Genomic DNA, 21,750 nt, shown 5'->3' with positions numbered 1-21,750 from the left:
GCGGGGAGGCGGACGCGGAAGCCTCCTACAGGGTGGCCGTGAGAGTGGTGGGCGTTTCGTCGCGCTCCTTCTTGAGCTTGGTCCAGAGCCGTACGCCCTTGGGGTCAGGGCGGACGCCCCCCACGAAGGAGTCCCTGCGCCAGGAGGTCAGGCGCTCTTCCTTGACCACGTCTCCCGTGCGCGGGGAGTGGACCATGTAGCCGGGCCGGGAGATCATCCCGACATGCCCGAGGCCGTGGAAGAAGACCAGATCGCCGGGTTTGAGGTCCTTCCAGGCGATCTTTCTGCCGAACGCGCCGTACTGTTCGGCCGCGGTGCGGGGGAGTTCGATTCCGGCGTGCTCGTACGCCCTGAGCATGAGTCCGGAGCAGTCGTATCCGCTCGGGCTGGCGCCGCCCCACACGTACGGTGTGCCGCGCTTGCTCATGGCGTACTTGATGGCGATCTTCCAGGCGGGCTTCGGGGCCTGTTTCTCCTGGATGTCCTTGATCTGGTTGCCGGTCAGAGTGGTGGGGTCGTCGATCTTGGTCGAGGCATGGGCTGGGGAGGCCAGGATGAGCCCGGCGGCGCCCGCCGCCAGGACAATGGCGATTCGAGACAGGGGTCTGTCCTTCCATACGGCCGGCCGGGTTAGCTGACGGGCTCGGGCCTGGAAGTAGCCCTACGGCATGGGGGTGCCGACTCGCCCCAGGGGGAAGTTGGGTCCCCGACTCCACGCAGCGGCTGCGCGGATTAGGCTGGTCGGTGACTTTAACGAAACGGTCAAAGAACCGCAATACGGACAAAGAGGGCGTCCGAAAAATGAGATGAAGTGTTCGTCAGTCGAGACGACGCGGTAAGGTACGGCCCATGGAGTCGCGTAACATCCGTCTGGCCGTCATCCCCGGCGATGGGATCGGCACCGAGGTCGTGGCCGAAGGGCTCAAGGTCCTGGAGGCAGTCGGCACGAAGATCGAGCCCACTCACTACGACCTGGGAGCCGCACGCTATCACCGTACCGGTGAGACGCTGCCCGACGCCGTGCTCGAAGAGCTGCGCGGCTACGACGCGATCCTGCTCGGCGCCGTGGGCGACCCCAGTGTGCCGCCAGGCATCCTCGAGCGCGATCTGCTGCTCCGGCTCCGCTTCGAGTTCGACCACTACGTCAACCTGCGCCCGGTCAAGCTGTTCCCCGGCGTGGCGACCCCGCTGGCCGACACGCCGGCGGAGAACATCGACATGATCGTCGTCCGCGAGGGCACCGAGGGCCTCTACGCGGGCACCGGCGGCGCCATGCGGCGCGGCACCCCGCACGAGATCGCCACCCAGGAGTCGCTCAACACCGCCTACGGTGTCGAGCGCGTGGTGCGCTACGCGTTCGAGAAGGCCGTCACGCGGCCGCGCAAGAAGCTGACGCTCGTCCACAAGACCAACGTCCTCACCTACGCCGGTGACCTGTGGCAGCGCACGGTCAACCGCCTGGCGGCGGAATACCCCGACGTCACGACCGACTACTGCCACATCGACGCGGCCTCGATGTTCTTCGTGAGCCAGCCGGAGCGGTTCGACGTGGTCGTCACCGACAACCTGTTCGGTGACATCATCACCGACCTGGGCGCCGCCATCGCGGGCGGCATCGGCCTGGCCGCCAGCGGCAACATCAACCCCGAGCGGTCCGCGCCGAGCATGTTCGAGCCGGTGCACGGCAGCGCCCCCGACATCGCCGGCCAGGGCAAGGCCGACCCCACCGCGACCATCCTGTCCGTCGCCATGCTCCTCGACCACCTCGGCCTGCACGCCGAGGCGGCCAAGGTCGAGCAGGCGGTCGCCGACGACATCCTCGAACGGCTGGCCGGCTGGGCGGGTCGCACCACCCACGAGATCGGTGACGACATCACCGCGCGAGTATCCGGCTAGGACCGCCTAGCCTCCAACGCGCCTGGTGGTCCGAAGAGGGCCGCCAGGCGCTTTTTTGCGTCCAAAAGGGCTGATCGCCCCATTGGCCGCTTGCCATCCCATATAGCGAGACAATAGGAAGTACGGGGCTGCCTTCCGGGCAGCGCCCGCCCATCAGCGCCGATCCGCAGTTTTCTGTAGATTTGGGCAGATTCGCAGAGAGAAGGACCTCCGTCATGACCATCGCTCAGAAGCTCAGCTTCGACGTGCAGCTATCCGACCACGCTCGCACTGCGGCCGAGCGGGAGCAGGTACTGGCGAACCCCGGTTTCGGGCAGACCTTCACGGATCACATGATCTCGATCGACTACACCGAGGGGCAGGGCTGGCACGACGCGAAGCTCCTGCCGTACGGCCCGCTCTCGCTCGACCCGGCCACCTCGGTCTTCCACTACGCGCAGGAGCTGTTCGAGGGGCTCAAGGCCTACCGCCAGATCAACGGCTCGATCGTCGCGTTCCGCCCGTACGCGAACGCCGGCCGCTTCAACCGCTCCGCGCTCCGGATGGCCATGCCGGAGCTGCCGGAGGAGGCGTTCGTGGAGTCGCTCGAGCTCCTCGTCCAGACCGACAAGGAATGGGTGCCCACGACCGAGGGTCACAGCCTCTACCTGCGTCCCTTCATGATCGCCACCCAGGCGGGGCTCGGCGTCAACTACCCGTCGAAGTCGTACAAGTACATGGTCATCGCCTCCCCGGCGGCCTCGTACTTCACGGGTGGGCTCAAGCCCGTCTCCGTCTGGCTGTCCACCGAGTACACGCGCGCCGCCCCCGGCGGCACGGGCTTCGCGAAGTGCGGCGGGAACTACGCGGCCGCGTTCGTCGCGCAGCGGCAGGCCGTGGAGAACGGCTGCGACCAGGTGGTGTGGCTGGACTCCCACGAGCACAAGTACGTCGAGGAGATGGGCGGGATGAACCTGTTCTTCGTCCTCGGCAACAAGCTCGTCACCCCCGCGCTGACCGGCACCCTGCTGCCCGGCATCACCAGGGACTCGATCCTGGAGCTGGCCGGCGACCTGGGCCTGGAGACCGAGGAGCGCCTCATCTCGATCGACGAGTGGCAGGCTGGATGCGAGTCCGGGGAGCTCACCGAGGTGTTCGCGTGCGGGACGGCGGCCGTGGTCACGCCGGTGGGCACGGTGAAGGGCGCCGACCGCTCCTGGAGCGTCGCCGACGGCAACCCCGGCCCGGTGACGATGCGGGTGCGTGAGGAGCTGGTGGGCATCCAGTACGGCGCCCGCCCCGACACCCACAACTGGATCCACAAGATCGCCTAGTTGGGACGGCCGGGTCCGCGAGGGCCCGGCCGCCGCGCCTAGTTCTTCCTGATCAGGGTCATCCCGTCCGCGACCGGCAGCATGAGGACCGTCACCCGCGGATCCTCCATCACCAGGTCGTTGAACTGGCGGATCTCCACGGTGGTCTGCTCCTCGTGCGCCGGGTCCGCCACGTGGCCCCTGCGCAGCGTGTTGTCCGCCACGATCAGCCCGCCGGGCCGCAGGCGCTCCATGAGCAGCTCGTAGTAGCCCGGGTAGTTGCCCTTGTCGGCGTCGAGGAAGGCCAGGTCGATGGTTTGGTCGAAAGCGGCGAGCGTCTCCAGCGCTGGCCCGAGCGTGAGCGTCACGCGGTCCTCCACCCCGGCCTCGTGCCAGTAGCGGCGGGCGATGGAGGTCCACTCGTCGCTCACGTCGAAGCAGTGCAGCCGGCCGCCGGACAGGCCCCTGGCGATGCACACGGACGAGTAGCCGGTGAACGTCCCCACCTCGACGACGACCTGGGGCGCCACGAGTTGGGTGATCATGGTCAGGAAGGTGCCCTGGTCAGGGGCGATCTGCATGCCCGCGGCGTCTCCGGTGACGCGGAGCGTCTCCTTCGCCAGCTCGTCCAGCAGGGGGTCGGGCGGCGTGGTGTGGGCGAAGACGTACTGTGCTACAGCGGGATCGAGGAGGTATGCCTTCATATGTCCATTCTCCCGGCATCGGGTAGGGTCTGCGCGATCAATGAGGTGAGAGTGGGCTGATGATGAAGCGGTTGCTGGTGGTGGCGCTGGCGTGCGTGGCCATCGCCGTACTCGGGGTGCTGTCGTTCTCGGAGCCGGGCCGGTCGTCCGACGGGGTGCGGCTGACCCGGCAGGTGGACGGTTCGATGGTCCTGGCCGACCGGGGCGGGGACGCTCCCGTGCTGGACGTGTACGAGGACTTCGACTGCCCGATCTGCAAGGACATGCACGCCAAGGTAGACGGCGTCATCAGGAAACTCGCCATGGAGGGCAAGGTCAAGGTCGTCTTCCACCCGGTGACGATCTTCCAGGAAGAGCCCATGCGCTCCAACTCCATCCGCGCCGCCGCTGCCGCCCGCTGCGTCCCCGAGGAGAACTGGCTCACCTTCAGGGACGAGCTGTACGCCATGCAGCCCGCGCCGCACGGCGAGGCGTCCGGATTCGCCGTCGAGGACCTGGTCAAGGCCGCCAGGCAGGCGGGGGCGTCGGTGGACGAGTGCGTCAGGACGCAGTCGTACGCGCAGGCCCATCTGGCGGAGACCGCGAAGGTGCGGCTCCAGGGCACGCCCACGGTGCTGCTCGACGGGCGGCTGCTGGGCAACGAGGCGTTCGACCCGGCCGCGCTCGAGCGCGTCATCACAGGTGGTGACGGTGTCACCGTGTAAAGGCTTGTCCCAGAAGCTGAGATCGATGTGCCAGATGCTGAATGCGTATGGCAGACTGGGCGGCACCATGTTCTACGGTCTGCTCATTATCGGCAGGCGCGCTGGCTGACAAAGGACACCGCCAGCGCGCAGACCTCTCACGTCCGTGAGGGGTCTTTTTGCTTTCCAGAGGACTTCCAGAGAAGAGAGACTCATGGCCGACGACCGCTTCCACGTATACGACACGACGCTGCGTGACGGCGCTCAGCAGGAGGGGCTCAACCTCACCGTCGCCGACAAGCTCGCCGTCGCGCGCCACTTGGACGGTCTGGGCGTCGGTTTCATCGAGGGGGGCTGGCCGGGCGCCAACCCCAAGGACACAGAGTTCTTCAGGCGTGCTCAAACAGAGCTGGACCTGAAGCACGCGCAGCTCGCCGCGTTCGGTGCGACCCGCCGGGCCGGTGTGAAGGCAGCCGACGACCCATTGGTGGCCGCATTGCGCGAATCCGGCGCGCCGGTCGTGACCCTTGTCGCCAAGAGCCACGACCGGCACGTGGAGCTGGCCCTCCGCACGACTCTCCAGGAGAACCTCGCGATGATCCGCGACACGGTTTCTCACCTTCGTGCGGAGGGGCAGCGAGTCTTCCTCGACGCCGAGCACTTCTTCGACGGCTACAAGTCCAATCCAGCCTACGCGCTCGAAGTCCTCAGGACCGCCGCCGAAGCCGGGGCCGACGTCATCGCCCTGTGCGACACGAACGGCGGCATGCTCCCCGACGAGCTGGCCGAGATCGTCCACGAGGCCGTCCAGACCAGCGCCCGCGTCGGTATCCACTGCCACGACGACACCGGCTGCGCCGTCGCCAACACCCTGGCCGCCGTCAAGGCCGGGGCCACGCACGTACAGGGCTGCGCGAACGGCTACGGCGAGCGCTCCGGCAACGCCAACCTCTTCACGGTCGTGGCGAACCTCCAGCTCAAGCGCGGCTTCGACCTCGTCCCGACGGCCGCCCTCGCCGACATGACCCGCATCGCCCACGCGATCACCGAGGTCACCAACGTCACCCCCAACTCCCACGCCCCGTACGTCGGCACGTCCGCCTTCGCCCACAAGGCCGGCCTGCACGCCAGCGCCATCAAGGTCGACCCCAACCTCTACCAGCACATCGACCCCGCCGCCGTCGGCAACGACATGCGCATGCTCGTCTCCGACATGGCCGGCCGCGCCTCGGTCGAGCTCAAGGGCCGCGAACTCGGCTACGACCTCACCCCCGAACACACCAAGACCCTGGTCGAACGGGTCAAGGACCTGGAGTCGCGCGGATTCACCTTCGAGGCCGCGGACGCGTCGTTCGAGCTGCTGCTGCGCGACACCGTGGACGGGGAGCGCAAGCGCCACTTCGAGGTCGAGTCGTGGCGTGTGATCGTGGAGCGTACGAAGGGCGGCGAGCTGGTCAGCGAGGCCACCGTCAAGCTCCACGCCAAGGGCGAGCGCATCGTCGCCACGGGCGAGGGCAACGGCCCCGTCAACGCCCTGGACAAGGCCGTGCGGCTGGGGCTGGAGCAGCTGTACCCCGAGCTGGCCAAGCTGGAGCTGGTGGACTACAAGGTCCGCATACTCGAGGGCACCCACGGAACGGGCGCCATCACCCGCGTCCTCATCACCTCCAGCGACGACACGTCCGAGTGGGCGACGGTCGGGGTGGCGGAGAACATCATCGACGCGTCCTGGCAGGCTCTGGAGCAGGCAGTCACCTACGGCCTCCTCCGCGCCGGCCACAAAACCGCCTGAGCGGGAAACTGCACGGTCCTCCGCAATGGGGCGCTGCGCGCGAGGGGACTCCGGGCAGCGCCCCCAGGGGGCTCCCGCCCCCTTCGACCCCCGGAAGCATGGCCTTCCACGATGGGGCGCTTCGCGCCAGGGGGTTCCAGGCAGCGCCTCCCAGGGGGGCTCACGCCCCCCTTCGACCCCCCGAAACCCCCGCTCGCTTCGCTCGCCATCCCCGCCCGTTGTCTGGTTACGCGGTGGGCCTGCTGGAGCCCACCCCAAGCCCGCTCGTTGCCCTATTACCGAGTGGGCCTGCTGGACCCCACTCAAGACCAAGCTTCCGCAAGGAGGCGCTTGATCTTCGCATTTGCCCTGGCCGGCGCCGATGATGATCTATCGCGCATAGTCGAGGACCGGCGGCGGTATTCGGCATGGTCGGCACTCCGCATCCGGCCTTGATCGGTGCCGCCAGGACTAGCCTGATCGCCGTCTTGCCGAAAGGCGAGGTCGAGGCGATCGCATCACGCGGGAAGAGCCTCGACCATGACGAGCGGCTCGACCACGCCGCCATCAGGTCGAAGGCAGGGGACCGCTCCCTTTGGGGAGCGGGGGAATGCCGAGCGGGAGGGCGCTCTAGCGGCTGAGTGTGTCTTCAGTCGCGGGCCCGTGCGGGTTCCGGCGAACGGCGGTGTTATAAGAACACGCTGGTTATACTGATCGTGTGTCTCGTCAGGTGCGTACTTCCCCCGGTGCGGCCTACGACTTGGGCTACCACGTGGTGTGGTGCCCCAAGTATCGGCGGCCTGTCCTGGGCGGCCGGGTCAAGGCCCGGCTGGAGGAGTTGCTGCGCGCCAAGGCTGCTGAGCACGATTGGGAGATCATCACCTTGGAGGTGATGCCCGACCACGTGCATCTGTTCGTCAAGCCGCACCCGAAGAACTCCCCGTCGTACGTGGCCAACCAGTTCAAGGGCTACACCTCCCACCACCTGCGGGCCGAGTTCCCGCACCTGCGCTCGCGGCTGCCGACCCTGTGGTCGCGCTCGTACTTTGTGGCGAGTGTGGGCGCGGTCAGCGCGGCCACGCTCCAGCGGTACATCGAGACCCAGGACGAGCGTGCCGGCAAGGCCAAGAGCGGGGGCGAGGATGCGTAGGTCGTTCAAGTTCCTGCTACGGCCGACCCGCCACCAGGAGATCGCTCTGACGGCGATGCTGGGCGATCACCGGGCGTTGTACAACGCCGCGCTGGAGGAACGCCGGGAAGCGTGGCGGCGCTCCAAGGTCTCGATCCGGTACGGCGATCAGTCCGCCCAGTTGAAGGAGATCCGTGACGCTGACCCCGAGGGTCAGGGCCGCTGGTCGTTCACCAGCCAGCAGCAGACCCTGCGGCGGCTGAACAAGGCGTTCGAGGCGTTCTTCCGCCGCATCAGGGCCGGTGAGAGGCCTGGCTATCCTCGGTTCAAGGGCAGGGGCTGGTTCGACACCGTCACTCTGGTCGAGGGCGACGGCGCGAGATGGGACTCCCAGCCGCACCATCCGGCCGCGACCTACCTCCGCGTGCAGGGCGTCGGGCACCTGCGGGTGCACCAGCACCGGCCGATCGCCGGGCGCATCAAGCAGATCGAGATCAAACGGGAGGGCTTGCGCTGGTATGTGATCTGCTCGTGCGACGATGTGCCTGCCGTGCCGTTGCCTGCGACCGGCCGGGAGGTTGGGGTGGATATGGGCGTCGCGCACTTCGCGACCGTGAGCGAGCCGATCGACGGCGTCACCGACGAGGGCGGGCATATCGCCAATCCCCGCTATCTCAAGACCGTGCAGGAGGAGTTGGCCGCCGCGCAGCGGGCCTACGCCCGCACCAGACGCGGCAGCACCCGCAGGAAGAGGGTTACCAAGAAGATCGGGCAGATCCACCGCAAGGTGGCCCGGCAGCGCACCGACCACGCGCACAAGACCGCGCTTGGCCTGGTCCGCACGGCCGACGTGATCGCGGTCGAGGGCCTGCGCATCGCGAACATGACCAAGAGCCCCACTGCCAAGCCTGACCCGGAGCAGGCGGGTGGATTCCTGCACAACGGGTCAGCGGCGAAGGCTGGGCTGAACAAGAGCATCCTGGACGCGGGTTGGGGGGTGTTCCTCGCGATCCTGACTAACAAGGCTGAAAGCGCCGGTCGGGACGTGATCGCGGTGGATCCCCGCAACACCTCCCGCACCTGCCCCGAATGCGGGCACGTGTCAGGGGAGAATCGCACCACCCAGGCCGACTTCGTCTGCGTCACGTGCGGGTACGCCGCCAACGCGGACGTGGTCGGGGCGAGTAACATCAAGAGGGCCGGGCTGGTCCTCCGCGACGCCCGCGCGGCATAGCGAGAAGCCACCTCGTTTACGGGGTGGAGGAGTCACGGAGTTTGGGACCGACTGACGAAACGATGAGCGCGGAAGAGGATTTCAAGCAGGTCGGCGCCGAGCTGGCCGACCTGGGTGTACGGATCTCCAGGATGATGGGGAGTCCCGCGCTCAAAGATCAGGCGGGGAAGGTGTTCGCGAGCTTGCAGCGCGACGGCGCGATGGTGTTCCGGCTGGTCAGGGACACCCCCGAACACACAGCCGCGCTCCAGTTGGCCGGGGCGTCCCTGTTCGACCCCTCGGGGCAGGGCAGGGCGATGAAGGATTGGGTGGTCGTGCCCCACTCCTCGGCCGAGAAATGGACGGATCTGGCCGAGGTCGCCCTCAGCCGCCCGCGTTGATCAGTAAGCCACGTCGAGGCCGGGTGCCCGAGTCGGGCAGCACGCGGAGCGCCCGCGCCTGGGACCGGCTTCACCCTCGCCCAACGCACCGCGCGGCCGATGCGTCTCGCTCGACGACTGACCGAGGGCCTGCGCCATCGACGAAGCAGACGAGGGCGTCGGCGAGCAGCCCTTTGAGGGCTAACTGAGAAGTGTCTCTTCAGCAACGATTCTCAGTTGCCCTCAGACGTCGTAGTGGGCAGGTCCGATTCAGTCGCCGGATCTCAGAGCACGCGGCGGACGCCCGGAAGCCGGCGGATCGGGCCGGCGAGTGCGAAGCAGGCCGGGAGCACCACGACGGCCGCGATCGCGAACTTAGCCGACGTCGGCAGGGCCGGCACGCTGAGGGCATAACCGGCCGCCGTCACCACGAACGCGTGGATCACGTACACGGTGAACGCGTGACCGGACAGGTACCGGCGCAGCGGCCCTTGGGCGTTCAGCCTGCGGCGGAAGAAGGTGAGCAACGCGAGAACGACGCCGACCGCGAAGGTGGAGTCCCACAGCGCGTAGAACAGCGAGCTCAGGGTGCCGTGCCCCGTCCACGCGTCGGCTCCGCCGGCCAGCGCGAGCGGGAGGAACACCACGGTGGCGCCGACGGCCATGCCGAGCCCGGCCCAGCCCGTCCGAGCGGTGATGGCGTGGAACCAGCCGCGCCGGTACGCCACCGTCCCCAGGACGAAGAAGCTGACGTACTGCGGCAGGTAGGCGCTGGTCGGGAAGTCGATGACCGGCACCCAGAAGCCCTGCGGGATCACGATCCGCAGCGCGTACGTCGCCAGGGCCAGCACCAGCACGAACCCGATCACCGCTGGGAAGGCAGGCGACCGGGGCTTCAGATTGCGAGGCGGGCGCTTGGCCAGGCGCCAGGCGGCGTAGGTCCCGTCGAGGACGAGGAGCGCGAGCACGAACCACAGCGGCCCGCTTCCGATGGTGTTCAGGTAGGTGTCGAGCGGCGAGCCGCCCCGGTAGGAGGCGAGGCACAGGATCGGGTTGAGCACGAAGTAGAACACCGCCAGCGGGATCCCCAATCGGATCAGCCGGTCGCGGAGGAAGGCGCGCGGGCCCTTGCGGTCGTACGACCCGGGCGTGAAGTAGCCGGAGAGCAGGAAGAACGCCCCCATGAACCATGCCTGGTCGACCAGCAGGAAGACTGACAGGCCGAGGCCCACGGCTGCGCTGGTCGGCTTCTCGGTGTAGTACCAGAGCGGGAGGCCGCTGTAGACGATCGCGGTGTGGTGCAGGACCACCAGCGAGGTCAGCAGGATCCGCAGATTGTCCACGAACCACAGCCGCGGCGGTGACGCGCCGCTCTGGTCGGTCGACAAGCCAGATGGCGCGGCCGGGGTCGGGTGATCGGTGGTTGCCATGTCTGGCTCTCCTCCACGTCGTCGGTCGTGGTGTCGACGTTAGGAAGCGGGCGAAGGGCGCGGTATGGAGCAGGATGTAAAGAGGGGTGGAGCTAGCCCCACTTCCCTCCTCCGGAGTTGAGCGCCGCCACCGGGAACTCGCTGTGCTAATGTGCCACTCGGCTTCTCACCGTTGGGCTTTCCGCCTCGCCAACCAGCTTCACCCGGGTCCCGATGACGCGGGGAAGGTGGAAGTCACTCAACACATCCTGGGAAAAGGGTGCTCTGTTGTGGTGGCGAAGCGTGTTCTCTCCGAGCCCTGAGGATCTGCGGGCTGATCCGCGTCATTGCGCAGCGGACCCGGTTTCCCTCAGGGAGGTCTCCGGAGTGCCGGAAGTCAAATCCACCGAACAACTGGTCACGCGGCGTCCGTGGCCGGTCCTCGCGATCATGTGCATCGGCTTCTTCATGTCGTTGCTCGACGGATCCATCGTCAACGTCGCCGTCCCCACGCTGATTCACGGCATCGGCGCCTCGTACGACCAGGTGCTGTGGGTCATCGACGGCTACATGCTCGTCTTCTCGGTGCTGCTGATCACCACCGGGCGGCTGGGGGACATCTTCGGATACCGCCGGCTGTACGTGATCGGCATCATCGTCTTCACCTTCGCCTCGGCGCTGTGCGGGCTGGCCACCTCGCCGGGATGGCTGCTGGCCGCCCGGGCGCTGCAGGGATTGGGCGGGGCGCTGCTGTTCCCGCAGGTCATCTCGTCGATCCTGACGATCTTCCCGCCGCGGCTGCGTGGCCGGGCGTTCGGCCTGTTCGGCGCGATCGTGGGCTTCGCCCCGGTCCTCGGCCCGGTCGTCGGAGGGTTCCTGCTCGCCCATCTCAGCTGGCGCTGGATCTTCTTCATCAACATCCCGATCGGGATCGTCACCGCCGTGCTGGCGCTGGCGTTCGTACCGCCGATGCGCTCGGGCCGTACCCACCGGCTCGACCTGGTCGGCGTCGCGCTGGCCACCGCCGGGCTGAGCGGCATCGTGTTCGGCCTGATCGAGGGAGAACGCTACGACTGGGGTACGATCACCGGCCCGATCAACATCATTTCCGTCATCGTCGCGGGCGTCGCGCTGCTGGTGGTGTTCGTCCTTTGGCAGCACCGGCAGCGGCACGAGCCCCTGATGCCGCCGGCCCTGTTCAGCTCGCGCAACTTCGCGGTCGGCAGCTGGGTCGGGTTCGTCTTCCAGCTCGGCATGATCGGCATCATGTTCGTGGTCGTGCTGTACCTGCAGATGGCGCGCGGGTACTCGGCGCTGGAGACCGGCCTGGTGGTGCTGCCGAACGCCGTGCTCACCGCGGTCGGCTCGGCGTACGCCGGACGGCTGTCGGACAGGTTCGGCGGCAAGCGCGTCCTGATGATCGGGCTGATGTCGCTGGCAGCCGGCCTGCTGGTGCTCGTGGCCATGGCCGGCCCCGCCGGCAGCGCGTGGAACCTGCTGCCCGGTTTGACCATCATCGGGATCGCCAGCGGTGCCACGTTCGCACCACTGCAGCAGGCCACCATGCACGGCGTCGACCCGCGGCTGGCCGGGGCGGCCTCCGGCGTCTCCAGCACCACCCGGCAGATCGGCGGCGTCCTCGGCACCGCCGTGCTGGGCGCCCTGCTGTCGGCCCGCCTGTCCTCGACCCTGCGGACCGAGGCCGAGAAACGCGCCGGTCAGCTGCCGGAGAGTCTGCGCAGCCAGTTCATCGACAGCAGCGCCGCCGCCGCGCGACACTACAGCCCGCCCACGCCGCCCGACGGCCTGGACCTCGCCACGACCGCCCTGTACGAGCGCGTCACCACCGACACGTTCGCCGTCGGCTTCGTCGACGCCATGCACACCACCCTCGTGGCGTGCGCCATGGTCCTGGTGGCCGCCGCCCTGTTCTGCTTCCTGTTCAGCCCGCACAGGAAGCCGACGAGCGAGCCCGCACCGCAGGACTGACCAGCCATGGCCCCGGCTCCGCTCGGCGACACCCCATAAGGTGGGATTCATGGGGGTGCTTCGGGACGCATGGTACGTCCGAGTGCCCCCGTCGCCGGGCGCGAGCCGGCCCATGCTCCGCCGCCTGCCGTTCGCCGTGCTGACCGGGGCGCTCCTGATCTTCAGCGTGCTGTTCTACGTCGTGACCGCCGGGTTCGGGGTGCTCGCCGTCCCGGCCGCCGTCCTGCTCGCCGGTCCCGTGCTCATGGCGTGGTACCGGCCGCTGCCCGCCTGGGCGGCCATGGTGGTGGCCATGCCTCTGATCACCGGCCTCGGGCTGGCGCTGCACAGCCCGATCGTGCCGCAGCCGTGGCTGCTCGATCAGACGCTGGCCCAGCTCCCCGTCATGTACGTGCTGGCGCTGTCGTCGGCCCGGCGCGTGACGGCCGTCGCCGTCGCCGTCACGCTCGCGGTCGGGATCGCCATCACCGTGCCGCAGGACCTGGCGCCGGACCGCGTATCCAGAGGGCTGCTGGCCTGGACACTGGCCCTGCTGCTGGCCGTGGTCCTCGGCCACGCGAGGCGCATGAGGCGGCTGGCCACCTTACGCGTCGCCGACGAGCTCGGGCAGCGCCGGATCCTCGAGGAACGGGCGCGGATCGCCAGGGAACTGCACGACGTGGTGGCCCACCACATGTCGGTGATCGCCGTACAGGCAGCCAGCGCGCCCTACCGGATCGCCGGAGGGGTGAGCGAGGAGGCCGCAGAGGAGTTCGCGGCCATCAACGCGGCCGCCCGCGAGTCCCTGCGCGACATGCGGCACCTGCTCGGCGCGCTGCGGGGCTCGGACGACGAACCGGGGACCGCACCGCAGCCAGGGCTGGAGGATCTCGGCGCGCTCGCCGAATCGGTGCGCCGGGCGGGCGTGCCCGTGCAGCTGACGGTCTGCGCCCCCGCACCGTCGCTTTCTCCCGTGGAGTCCGTCACCGTCTACCGGATCGTTCAGGAGGCGCTGAGCAACGTCGTACGGCACGCGCCGGGAGCCAGGACCACCGTGTCCGTGGGCGCCGGGGCGGACGCGGTGTCGCTCGCCGTGGACAACGAGCCGCCTCCGCGCGCGTCCGGCACGGTGCAGCCGGGCTCGCGACTCGGGCTGATCGGGATGCGCGAGCGCGTGGCGGTGCTCGGCGGCGACCTCACGGCAGCGGCGACGGACGAGGGCGGCTTCGTCGTCCGGGCGCGGCTGCCGCGGCGGGCGGCCGAGCGATCCACGAGATCGCCACAGGGAGGAGAAGGAGGAGCTGGATGATCAGGGTGCTGGTCGCCGACGACCAGGCGATGATCAGGGCCGGGTTCGCGGCCCTGCTCGCCGCGCAGCCCGACCTGCAGGTGGTGGGAGAGGCCGCGGACGGCCTGGAGGCGGTGGCGGCGGCGCGCGATCTGCGACCGGACGTCGTGCTCATGGACGTGCGCATGCCCAATCTCGACGGCCTGGAGGCCACCCGGCGCATCACCGCAGCGGGCGGCGACTCGAAGGTGCTCATCCTCACCACCTTCGACATCGACGACTACGTCTACGCGGCCCTGCGCGGCGGGGCCAGCGGCTTCCTGCTCAAGGACGCGCCGCCGGCCGACCTCATCACCGCCGTACGCGTGATAGCCGCCGGCGAGGCGCTGCTCGCGCCCTCCGTCACGCGCAGGCTCATCGAGGAGTTCGCGACCCGGCAGCCCATCGATCAGCGGGAGGCGCTGCGACTGAACGCGCTGACCCCGCGTGAGCTGGACGTGCTCAGGCTGGTGGCCTCCGGGCTGGCCAACGCCGAGATCGCCGGAGAGCTGACGATCGCGGAGGAGACCGTGAAGTCGCACGTCGGCCGGATCTTCACCAAACTGGGCCTGCGCGATCGGGCGCAGGCAGTGGTGCTCGCCTACGAGAGCGGCCTGGTCGTCCCCGGCAGTCCCTCTCCAGCGGCACGCCGGGGCTCGCGACTGCGCTCCTGAGAGGGATCCGCCGCTTCCCGTACTGTCCTTACCGTCACCGGCATGATGAGAGTGGAGGCCGTGGCCGCGATGCTACCGGTGCCGTACCGGCTCGGCCTGCCCATCCACGGTTGGGCACACCTGGAGGAGGGGCTGAAGGGCGCGGAGTGGACGATCGAGCAGCACCGGCCCGCGCTGCTGCTGGAGATCGAGGACCGTCACCTGGGCAAGTACGGCAGGGACTCCGCCGAGGTGGCGGGCTCGCTGATCGCGCGCGGCTACCGCATGCACGTCTGGCACCGGGCGGACCGGGTGAGCACGCGCAGGCGCAACTACCTGTTCGTCGCTGCTTCCTGCGAGCGCCGCAGGTAGGCGGTGGTCGTGGCGTCGGCGGGGAAGAAGGTTTCGATGGCGATCTCTTCGAGGGTGATGTCGAAGGCCGCGCCGAACGTCGTGATCGTGCTGAAGAAGCTTAATTCGACCCCGTCATACCGGAGCCGGATGGGCATGGCGATGTCGGCGGGCCCGGCGGTGGGCGGGGCGTCCTCGGTGCCGTAGGACCGGAGTTCCTCGTACAGCGCGCTCAGTTCGGGGTCGCCCGTGCGGGCGGCCTGGCGGGCGAGCCGAGGCAGCAGGTACGCCCGTACCTGCCCCAGATTCTGCAGCCGGGGCGCGAACCCGCGCGGGTCCAGGCCCAGCCGCATCATGTTGACCGGCGATTTCAGGAGCTCCGGGTCGACGCCGTCCAGGAAGATCTCCATGGCCGGGTTGCTGAGCAGCACGTTCCAGTGGTGGTCAACGGCGACGGCGGGGAACGGCTCGTGCCCGCGCAGCACGCCCTGGATGGCCTCGTACGCCTGCGCCAGCTCCGGGTCCTCCAGCGGGCGCCGCTCGTAGGCGGGGGCGTACCCGGCGGCGACCAGGAGCCGGTTGCGTTCGCGCAGGGGGACGTCCAGGTGCTGGGCCAGGTGCAGGAGCATCCGGCGGCTGGGGATCGTACGCCCCGTCTCGACGAAGCTGATGTGCCGGCTGGACACGTCCGCCTGTACGGCCAGGTCGAGCTGGCTCAGGCGGCGCCGCCGGCGCCACTCCCGCAGCAGCTCGCCGACAGTGCGATCGCGATGCATTCCCCAGTTCTATCGGGTCGCCGTGGTGAGCCGGGCGGGACCGACCGCTACCGGCGGTCAGAAAGGACAGTCCATTACGGTCACATCTCATGAGATTCCTCATCGTGGGCGGCAGCGGCTTTCTCGGCGCCGAACTCGTGCGGCAGTCCGTGACGGCCGGCGAGGTCGTGGCCGCGACCTGCCTGACGCGACCGGGTACGGCGACAGGGGCCGACTGGCTGCCGCTCGATGTGCGCGACCGTACGGCTACGGTCGACCTGATCGGCGCGTTCGGCCCTGACGTCGTCATCAACGCCGCCTACCGCCAATCGGACTGGGCGACGACGGCCATGGGCCCCGCTCACCTGGCCGTCGCGGCCTCCGGGAACGGCGCACGCCTGGTGCACGTGTCCAGCGATGCCGTCTTTTCCGGCAAGGCGATCACCTATGCCGAGGATTGTGTCCCCGATCCGGTCAATCCGTACGGAGCGGCGAAGGCGGCCGCAGAGGTGGCCGTGCAGGCGATCGATCCTACGGCGGTGGTCGTACGGACGTCTCTGATCATCGGTGACGGCGGCTCTCCACATGAAGACTTCGTGCACGCGCTGGCCACGGGCGGCAGGCGCGGGGTGTTGTTCACCGACGACGTGCGCTGCCCGGTACATGTCCGTGACCTGGCAGCAGCCCTCCTGGAGCTCGCGGACTCCGATCGCGCCGGTATCCACCACTTGGCCGGGGCGGATGCGGTGAGCCGATATGAGCTCGGATGCCTCATCGCCCAGCGCGATGGACTGGATCCGGCTCGGCTGCCGTCCGGCCGGCGGGCCGACACAGACCTGCCCGGGCCGATCGATGTGCGGCTGGACTGCGCCCTGACCCAGCGGCAGCTGCGGACCAGGCTGCGCGGTGCGCGGGAGTTCGTGACCGCCCGGTAGCGGTGGCCGCCTCACGTTCGCGCGGCGGGGGTTTACTGGTTGGGCCACGCGAGGTCGTCGACCGCCAGGAACGGCTCGCCGGCCACGGTCGCGGGGGTCGCCCCGGTGAACGCCACGACGTCCCGGTGCAGGTGGGACTGGTCGGCGTAGCCGGCGTCGGCCGCGACCCGGGCCGCGCCCTCGCCCGCGACCAGGCGGTGGGCGGCATGATCGAAGCGAACCAGCTTCACGGCGCGCTTGGGCGGCAGGCCGATCTGCGAGCGGAACCGGGACCACAGGCGCTTACGGCTCCATCCGACCTCGGCCGCCAGCCCGTCGACCCGGACCAGGCCGCGGCCGGCGACGATCCGCCGCCAGGCCCAGGCCACCTCCGGGTCCACCGGCGGCCCCGCCTCATGCCGGCGGGCGAGCAGCGCGTCCATGAAAGCGAAGCGATCCTGCCACGACGAGACCTCGCTCAGCCGCTCGCGGATCCGTGACGCCTCCCGGCCCCACAGGTCGTCGAGGGCCACCACCGCGCCGCCGAGCTCGGCGGGGGAGACGCCCAGCACCGCGCGTGCGATCGCCGGGGACAGGCGCACCTGCACGCACTCGACGTTCTCACCCCGCGCCAGGACCGCGCCTCCGGATCCGAGCCCGGGCCCGGCGACGATGCTTCCCCGCTGCTGCCGCCCGGCGGCATAGTCCAGGACGGGCGAACCGGTGCCGAACTCCACGAGCAGCGTCACGGCCGGGTGCGGGACCATCCGGAGCGTGTCCAGGTCACGGACCCGGAACCCGGCCATGGTGACACCGGCCACCCGGCTGCGCCGCCGCGGGCACGCCACACCCCACACAGCCGCGCCGTGCACGAATGTCCGCACCGCCCCATGCTACGCGGGCCGGCTGGGGGGAACATTTGTCCAATCCACCGGCGCGTACCGGCGGCGACAGTGGCCTCATGACCATTTCTGACAGCGAACCGCACATGAACGGCGAGGCCACCGAGAGCTCGACCCTGTCCCTGGACGACGGCGATATCCACGTTCGCCAGGACGGCCCCCGCGACGCCCCCGCACTCCTGCTCATCCACGGGACGGCCTCCTCGGCCCGGTCGTGGGACTCGCTGGTTCCGTTGCTGACCGGATCCCATCGCGTCATCCGGATCGACCTGCTCGGGCACGGCCGGTCGGGCCAACCGGCAGACGGCAGCTACGCGACCCCGGACCAGGCAACGCGGGTCGGCGCGGCTCTGGACCGGCTCGGCGTCGAGCACGCCGTGGTCGCCGGCCACTCCAGCGGCGGTACGGTCGCCACCGCCCTCGCCGAACAACGCCCCGACCTGGTGACCGCGCTCGCGCTCATCAACACCGGGCCCAGCATGGACGCCTTCATCGCACAGGAGTCCGCCGCGATCGGACCCTCGCAGTGGCCGCCGACCGACGAGCAGATCCGCCAGTTCGCGAGCACCGGTTTCAGCCGCCCGGACTACCCGGTCCCGCAAGAGCTCGTGGACGATCTACGCGGTATGAGCTTCCAATCGTTCGTCGCGATCATGCAGGCGCCCCGCGAATACCTTGAGGAGCAGGCGCTCCCGGACCGGCTGAAGGTCCTCGGCAAGCCGCTGCTGGTGATCTTCGGCGAGGAGGACCGGAGGTGGCGGTCCTCCTCCGCGGCCGGCTACCGCGTCGTTCCGGGCGCGAAAGTCGAGCTGCTGCCCGGTGCCGGGCACTCGCCCATTCTGGAAGATCCGCAGCGGACCGCCGACATTCTCCTGGCCTTCACCGCACGGGCGGACTGAACGCCGTCAATTACATGGGATGTAATCGACGGGCCGATCCGGGGTGCCGCATGGTGGGCGCATGAGTGAGAACGACATCGCCGAACGCAACAAGGAAATCGCCCTGCGGGGCTTCGCGGAGTTCGCGGCGGGGAACGTGGAGATACTTCGCGGCCTGCTCCGGGAGGACTTCGTCGAGCACAGCCCCGGAAATCCCTCAGGCAGGGACGCGTTCATCGAGTTCATCGCGAGCTCCCCGGTCGCCAAGGCGAAGCTCGACCTCAAGAGGGTCATCGCCGAGAACGACCATGTGGTGATGCACTATCACATGGTCCCGCCAGGGGAAGAGCGCGGCATCGCGGTCGTGGACATATGGCGGATGGCGGACGGGCAGATCGTCGAGCACTGGGACGTGGTGCAGCCGGTGCCCGACGCCGGCGAGATCCCGAACGGGATGTTCTGACGGCGGAGGCGCCGCGGCTCACGACGAGGCGCCGACCATCAGGGGCCAGACCGCCACCGAGAGCTCCTCGGGGGGCACCAGGGCACCCCCGCCGCGGACAGCAGTCCCCCGCGATGAACGCCGCCGGAACGTCATGAGGATGTCCGAAGGGTCATCGGCGCGGGCGGAAGCGTGGGAGGAGCCGCCGTCTTCCTGGCCGGGCCGGACGCCTCATTCGTCACCGGCTGCTCGATCATGGGTGGACGGTGCCCGTCCACCCATGGCTAGAACGCCTTGGAGGAGAACGAGGTGCCGTCCACCGTGATCTTCCCGCCTGAGCAGGACACCTTGGGAGAGTCCGTCCCGGGCACGATCACCGTCAGCAGCGACTTCGCCGCCGGTGACGCCACCACATTCGTCGGCAGCTTCGACAGGTACGTGGGCGAGACCCAGCCCACCTTCCCCCCGCGCTCCACCTTCTGCCCGCCGACCCGGTCGCACGACGACGAGAACTGCAGCAAGGTGACCTTGAACTTGCCGTCCCCGAGCACGACCTTGCCTCCGCCGTTGGACAGCAGCTTGAGCGACGGGTCGAACCGCCAGAGGTTGCTGATCTTCTTGCCGCCCGAGGCCGTGTCCAGCACCGCCATCAGGTCCTCGCCGTGGTTCACCAGGACCGACCTGGTGCGGCTCACCCCGTACGCCTTGTCGGTCAGCTTGAACGACTGCCGGTCCTTGCCGTACTTCGACGCCACGAGCTTCGAGGACGTCCGCGGCCTGAAGCGGGCCCCGACCACCGTCGGCACGTTGTGGGCCTCGGGGGAGAGCGTCCAGTAGCGGTAGGCGCTCTTCTCGTAGGAGTGGAAGCCGCCGTCCACCAGGAGGTTGCGGCCCTGGGCGTAGTACGTGACGCCCAGGTGGTCCTCGTGGCCGTGGAACTTCATCCCGGGCCCGAACCTGATCGAGTAGTATGCCGAGTCCGGCTTGCCCCAGGCCGTGCGGCCGAAGACGTAGCCCGCCCGGTACGCCTTGACCTCCTGCTTCGGCGTCCCCGTCTCCATCTTCGGCTCGGTCTCGGCGGTGCCGTCGCCGATGGGGACCATGTAGCCGGTCGGCATGGTGGCGTGGGCGATGAAGTCCTTCATCGCCTCGGCCCGCTTGGCGATCTCGCCGGGCACCTTCCTGTCGCACGCCTTCATGTTGGTCATCGCGACCTGCAGCCGGCTGTAGACGTACACCGCATAGCGCGGGGCCTGCTCCATGAGCGCGCCCTGCGAGTCGACGTCGAGCTTCACCGTGCCGGTCAGCCGGCGGGAGGCCAGGTCCGACCAGTCCTTGCGGCCGTACCTGCAGCCGATGCCCATGAGCGCGATGTCCTGGTCGATGCCGTGGTTGTGGCCCTTCTTGTAGAGCCGCGAGTTCGACAGGAGCCTGGCGTGGTCGGCGAGGCTGTCCTTCAGCCAGCTCTCCTTGACGTGCATGCTCAGGCAGAGCAGCGGCTGCGTGCGCAGCGAGACCGGGTGGTCCTTCCAGGTGTACGGCATGGTGCCGCGCGCCCCTGGCTTGTTGTTCGCGACCCAGTCCTTGGTGATCTCGGTGGCACGATCCAGGTAGCCGCGGTCACCGCTGTTCTCGTACGCGACGACCAGCGTGCCCATCCAGCGCAGCGACTGGAACACGAACTCCCACGAACGGTTCCGGTACGGGCTCGCGCTCCAGTTGATCTTCTTGCCGAGCTTGTACGCGGGCAGCCCGACCAGCGAGATCTCGCCCTTCATGACGTCGTCGGCCGTGGGCGTGCCGGGCAGCCAGTCGCCCTGGCACTCCGCTGTCCGGGTCACCTTGTCGGCATGCGCGGGGCTGCCTAACCCGCCGAGCGCCAGCAAAAGGGCAAGAGGTATCGCGAGCCGGCGCACGCCAGTTCCTTTCGGGACAAAAAAGTGAAGGTGGAACATGCTTTCCGAATCGCGATCAATGGGTCAAGTTGAGTGGCGGATTCGTTAGATGCTCGATGCGCCCCCGGTGTCCCGGATGGCGTTGCCGTACCTGGCGCGACATGCTGGTGCGGTGACATTCGACGACCTCGTGATCCCGGACACACCCGCCTGCCGCGGGGCGCTGGAGGTGGCCACCCGCTACCACACGCCCTCGCTGCTCAACCACTCGATCCGGGCCTACCTGTGGGCGGCCGCGTACGCGCGCGAGCACGGCATCGCGTTCGACGCGGAGCTGCTCTACGTGGCGGCCATGCTGCACGACCTCGGGCTGGTGGCCGAGTTCGACAGCCACTCGGTGGCGTTCGAGGAGGCGGGCGGCGACGTGGCCTGGGTCTTCTGCGCCGGCGCCGGCTGGTCGCCCGAGCGGAGGGTACGCGCCCGCGAGGTGATCATCCGGCACATGTGGGACGAGGTGCCGCTGGAGGAGGACCCGGAGGGCCACCTGCTGGAGCTCTCGACCGGCATGGACATCTCGGGCCGCCGTACGGAGGAGATCCCCGAGGTGGTCAGGCGGGAGGTCCTGGAGCGCCACCCGAGACTGGAGATCGCCAAGGAGTTCGGGGCGTGCATCTCGGAGCAGGGCGCGCGCAAGCCGTCCAGCATCGCCGGCCAGTTCGTCCGCGCCGGCATCGTGGAGCGCATCGCCCGCAACCCGCTGGACGCCTGACCCCGGAAAGGGCCCGGGCAGCCGGGCCCTGGAGGCCGGATCCGCTACGACTTGGGGCCGGTGCTCTCGGCGACCTCGAAGGTCCACACCTCGGAGCCGGTCGCCGCGGGCCCCTGCCCGTGGCCGTGCCCCTGCCCCTGGGCGGCCTGTCCCTGGGCGGCCTGCGCCGCCTGGGCGTGCCCGCGCCGGAAGGCCTCACCCTGCTGCCAGTTCTGGAAGTCCTCCTCGCTGCGCCAGCGGGTGTAGACGAGGTACCGATCCGTGCCCTCCACCGGCCTGAGCAGCTCGAACCACTCGAACCCGTCGGCCGACTCCACCATCCCCGCGCGGTTGGCGAAGCGCCGTTCGAGCTCCTCGCGCATGTCGGCGGGCACGTTCAGGACGTTGATCTTCACGACGGACAACGGGGCCCCTCTCGT

Annotated in this window: 22 protein-coding genes and 1 riboswitch; of the genes, 15 read left to right on the top strand and 7 right to left on the bottom strand. The window is 69.1% G+C overall.

Translation table 11 applies throughout. The annotated features are described in order from the left end of the window. Window positions 1–25: 25 nt before the first annotated feature. Window positions 26–427, bottom strand: a complete 402-nt coding sequence (locus ACIBI9_RS42905; RefSeq protein WP_397231382.1) for a C40 family peptidase — start codon at window positions 425–427, stop codon at window positions 26–28. A gap of 177 nt (window positions 428–604) precedes the next feature. After that, window positions 605–749: riboswitch (cyclic di-AMP (ydaO/yuaA leader) on the bottom strand. Window positions 750–849: 100 nt separating this feature from the next. Between ACIBI9_RS42905 and ACIBI9_RS42900 the strand changes: the two genes are divergently transcribed. Further along, window positions 850–1,896 (top strand): 3-isopropylmalate dehydrogenase, encoded by a 1,047-nt coding sequence (locus ACIBI9_RS42900; RefSeq protein ID WP_397231380.1) that lies wholly within the window; start codon window positions 850–852, stop codon window positions 1,894–1,896. Between the two features lie 215 nt (window positions 1,897–2,111). Further along, complete coding sequence (locus ACIBI9_RS42895) at window positions 2,112–3,209, top strand: branched-chain amino acid aminotransferase (protein ID WP_397231378.1); 1,098 nt, start codon at window positions 2,112–2,114, stop codon at window positions 3,207–3,209. 38 nt (window positions 3,210–3,247) lie between these two features. Here ACIBI9_RS42895 and ACIBI9_RS42890 read toward each other — a convergent pair whose 3' ends face one another. Continuing rightward, on the bottom strand, window positions 3,248–3,892 hold the full coding sequence (locus ACIBI9_RS42890; protein ID WP_397231376.1) for an O-methyltransferase: 645 nt from the start codon (window positions 3,890–3,892) through the stop codon (window positions 3,248–3,250). A gap of 59 nt (window positions 3,893–3,951) precedes the next feature. On the opposite strand from ACIBI9_RS42890, the gene ACIBI9_RS42885 reads away from it, so the two are divergent. The 5 genes from ACIBI9_RS42885 (at window position 3,952) to ACIBI9_RS42865 (ending at window position 9,089) form a co-directional block, all read left to right on the top strand. Then, window positions 3,952–4,596, top strand: a complete 645-nt coding sequence (locus ACIBI9_RS42885; protein WP_397231374.1) for a DsbA family protein — start codon at window positions 3,952–3,954, stop codon at window positions 4,594–4,596. Window positions 4,597–4,789: 193 nt separating this feature from the next. Further along, window positions 4,790–6,367, top strand: a complete 1,578-nt coding sequence (cimA, locus tag ACIBI9_RS42880; RefSeq protein ID WP_397231372.1) for a citramalate synthase — start codon at window positions 4,790–4,792, stop codon at window positions 6,365–6,367. Window positions 6,368–7,064: 697 nt separating this feature from the next. Next, window positions 7,065–7,496 (top strand): IS200/IS605 family transposase, encoded by a 432-nt coding sequence (gene tnpA / locus ACIBI9_RS42875; RefSeq protein ID WP_397231370.1) that lies wholly within the window; start codon window positions 7,065–7,067, stop codon window positions 7,494–7,496. Next, window positions 7,489–8,709, top strand: a complete 1,221-nt coding sequence (locus tag ACIBI9_RS42870; RefSeq protein WP_397231368.1) for an RNA-guided endonuclease InsQ/TnpB family protein — start codon at window positions 7,489–7,491, stop codon at window positions 8,707–8,709. Before tnpA ends, ACIBI9_RS42870 begins: the two co-directional genes overlap by 8 nt. 62 nt (window positions 8,710–8,771) lie before the next feature. Next, entirely contained in the window at window positions 8,772–9,089 is a 318-nt protein-coding gene (locus ACIBI9_RS42865; RefSeq protein WP_397231367.1) for a hypothetical protein, read from the top strand. 263 nt (window positions 9,090–9,352) lie between these two features. Here the strand turns inward: ACIBI9_RS42865 and ACIBI9_RS42860 are convergent, their stop codons facing one another. Next, window positions 9,353–10,498, bottom strand: coding sequence for an acyltransferase family protein (locus tag ACIBI9_RS42860; protein WP_397231365.1), 1,146 nt, complete (start codon window positions 10,496–10,498; stop codon window positions 9,353–9,355). A 366-nt stretch (window positions 10,499–10,864) separates the two neighbouring features. Here ACIBI9_RS42860 and ACIBI9_RS42855 point away from each other — a divergent pair, with 366 nt between their 5' ends. The 4 genes from ACIBI9_RS42855 to ACIBI9_RS42840 are packed head-to-tail and all read left to right on the top strand — an operon-like array spanning window position 10,865 to window position 14,797. Then, a complete protein-coding gene (locus ACIBI9_RS42855) occupies window positions 10,865–12,466 on the top strand; it encodes a DHA2 family efflux MFS transporter permease subunit (protein ID WP_397231363.1) in 1,602 nt (533 codons plus the stop codon). 49 nt (window positions 12,467–12,515) lie between these two features. Beyond that, window positions 12,516–13,754 (top strand): sensor histidine kinase, encoded by a 1,239-nt coding sequence (locus ACIBI9_RS42850; RefSeq protein ID WP_397231361.1) that lies wholly within the window; start codon window positions 12,516–12,518, stop codon window positions 13,752–13,754. After that, window positions 13,751–14,446 carry a response regulator gene (locus ACIBI9_RS42845; protein ID WP_397231359.1) on the top strand — a complete coding sequence of 232 codons (696 nt, stop codon included), beginning with the start codon at window positions 13,751–13,753 and terminating at the stop codon, window positions 14,444–14,446. Before ACIBI9_RS42850 ends, ACIBI9_RS42845 begins: the two co-directional genes overlap by 4 nt. Before the next feature lie 42 nt (window positions 14,447–14,488). Then, entirely contained in the window at window positions 14,489–14,797 is a 309-nt protein-coding gene (locus tag ACIBI9_RS42840) for a hypothetical protein (protein ID WP_397231357.1), read from the top strand. Here ACIBI9_RS42840 and ACIBI9_RS42835 read toward each other — a convergent pair. Beyond that, complete coding sequence (locus ACIBI9_RS42835; protein ID WP_397231355.1) at window positions 14,758–15,552, bottom strand: helix-turn-helix domain-containing protein; 795 nt, start codon at window positions 15,550–15,552, stop codon at window positions 14,758–14,760. The genes ACIBI9_RS42840 and ACIBI9_RS42835 overlap by 40 nt on opposite strands. A gap of 89 nt (window positions 15,553–15,641) precedes the next feature. Between ACIBI9_RS42835 and ACIBI9_RS42830 the strand changes: the two genes are divergently transcribed. After that, entirely contained in the window at window positions 15,642–16,466 is an 825-nt protein-coding gene (locus ACIBI9_RS42830; RefSeq protein ID WP_397231353.1) for an SDR family oxidoreductase, read from the top strand. Window positions 16,467–16,498: 32 nt separating this feature from the next. Here the strand turns inward: ACIBI9_RS42830 and ACIBI9_RS42825 are convergent, their stop codons facing one another. Continuing rightward, window positions 16,499–17,329 carry a helix-turn-helix domain-containing protein gene (locus ACIBI9_RS42825; protein WP_397231351.1) on the bottom strand — a complete coding sequence of 277 codons (831 nt, stop codon included), beginning with the start codon at window positions 17,327–17,329 and terminating at the stop codon, window positions 16,499–16,501. 77 nt (window positions 17,330–17,406) lie between these two features. Here ACIBI9_RS42825 and ACIBI9_RS42820 point away from each other — a divergent pair, with 77 nt between their 5' ends. Further along, entirely contained in the window at window positions 17,407–18,246 is an 840-nt protein-coding gene (locus ACIBI9_RS42820; protein ID WP_397231349.1) for an alpha/beta fold hydrolase, read from the top strand. A gap of 61 nt (window positions 18,247–18,307) precedes the next feature. Beyond that, window positions 18,308–18,688 carry a nuclear transport factor 2 family protein gene (locus tag ACIBI9_RS42815; protein WP_397231347.1) on the top strand — a complete coding sequence of 127 codons (381 nt, stop codon included), beginning with the start codon at window positions 18,308–18,310 and terminating at the stop codon, window positions 18,686–18,688. A gap of 263 nt (window positions 18,689–18,951) precedes the next feature. Here the strand turns inward: ACIBI9_RS42815 and ACIBI9_RS42810 are convergent, their stop codons facing one another. After that, complete coding sequence (locus tag ACIBI9_RS42810) at window positions 18,952–20,583, bottom strand: heparinase II/III family protein (protein WP_397231345.1); 1,632 nt, start codon at window positions 20,581–20,583, stop codon at window positions 18,952–18,954. Between the two features lie 151 nt (window positions 20,584–20,734). Here ACIBI9_RS42810 and ACIBI9_RS42805 point away from each other — a divergent pair, with 151 nt between their 5' ends. Continuing rightward, window positions 20,735–21,331, top strand: coding sequence for an HD domain-containing protein (locus ACIBI9_RS42805; RefSeq protein WP_397231343.1), 597 nt, complete (start codon window positions 20,735–20,737; stop codon window positions 21,329–21,331). Window positions 21,332–21,375: 44 nt separating this feature from the next. On the opposite strand, the gene ACIBI9_RS42800 is transcribed toward ACIBI9_RS42805, so the two are convergent. After that, the gene (locus ACIBI9_RS42800) at window positions 21,376–21,735 is read right to left on the bottom strand and encodes an antibiotic biosynthesis monooxygenase family protein (RefSeq protein WP_397231341.1); all 360 of its coding nucleotides are present in this window, start codon (window positions 21,733–21,735) and stop codon (window positions 21,376–21,378) included. Window positions 21,736–21,750 lie beyond the last annotated feature (15 nt).

Source organism: Nonomuraea sp. NPDC050451 (assembly GCF_044458585.1).
The sequence above is the reverse complement of the archived record's forward strand: the minus strand, read 5'-3'. Positions and strand labels throughout refer to the sequence as shown.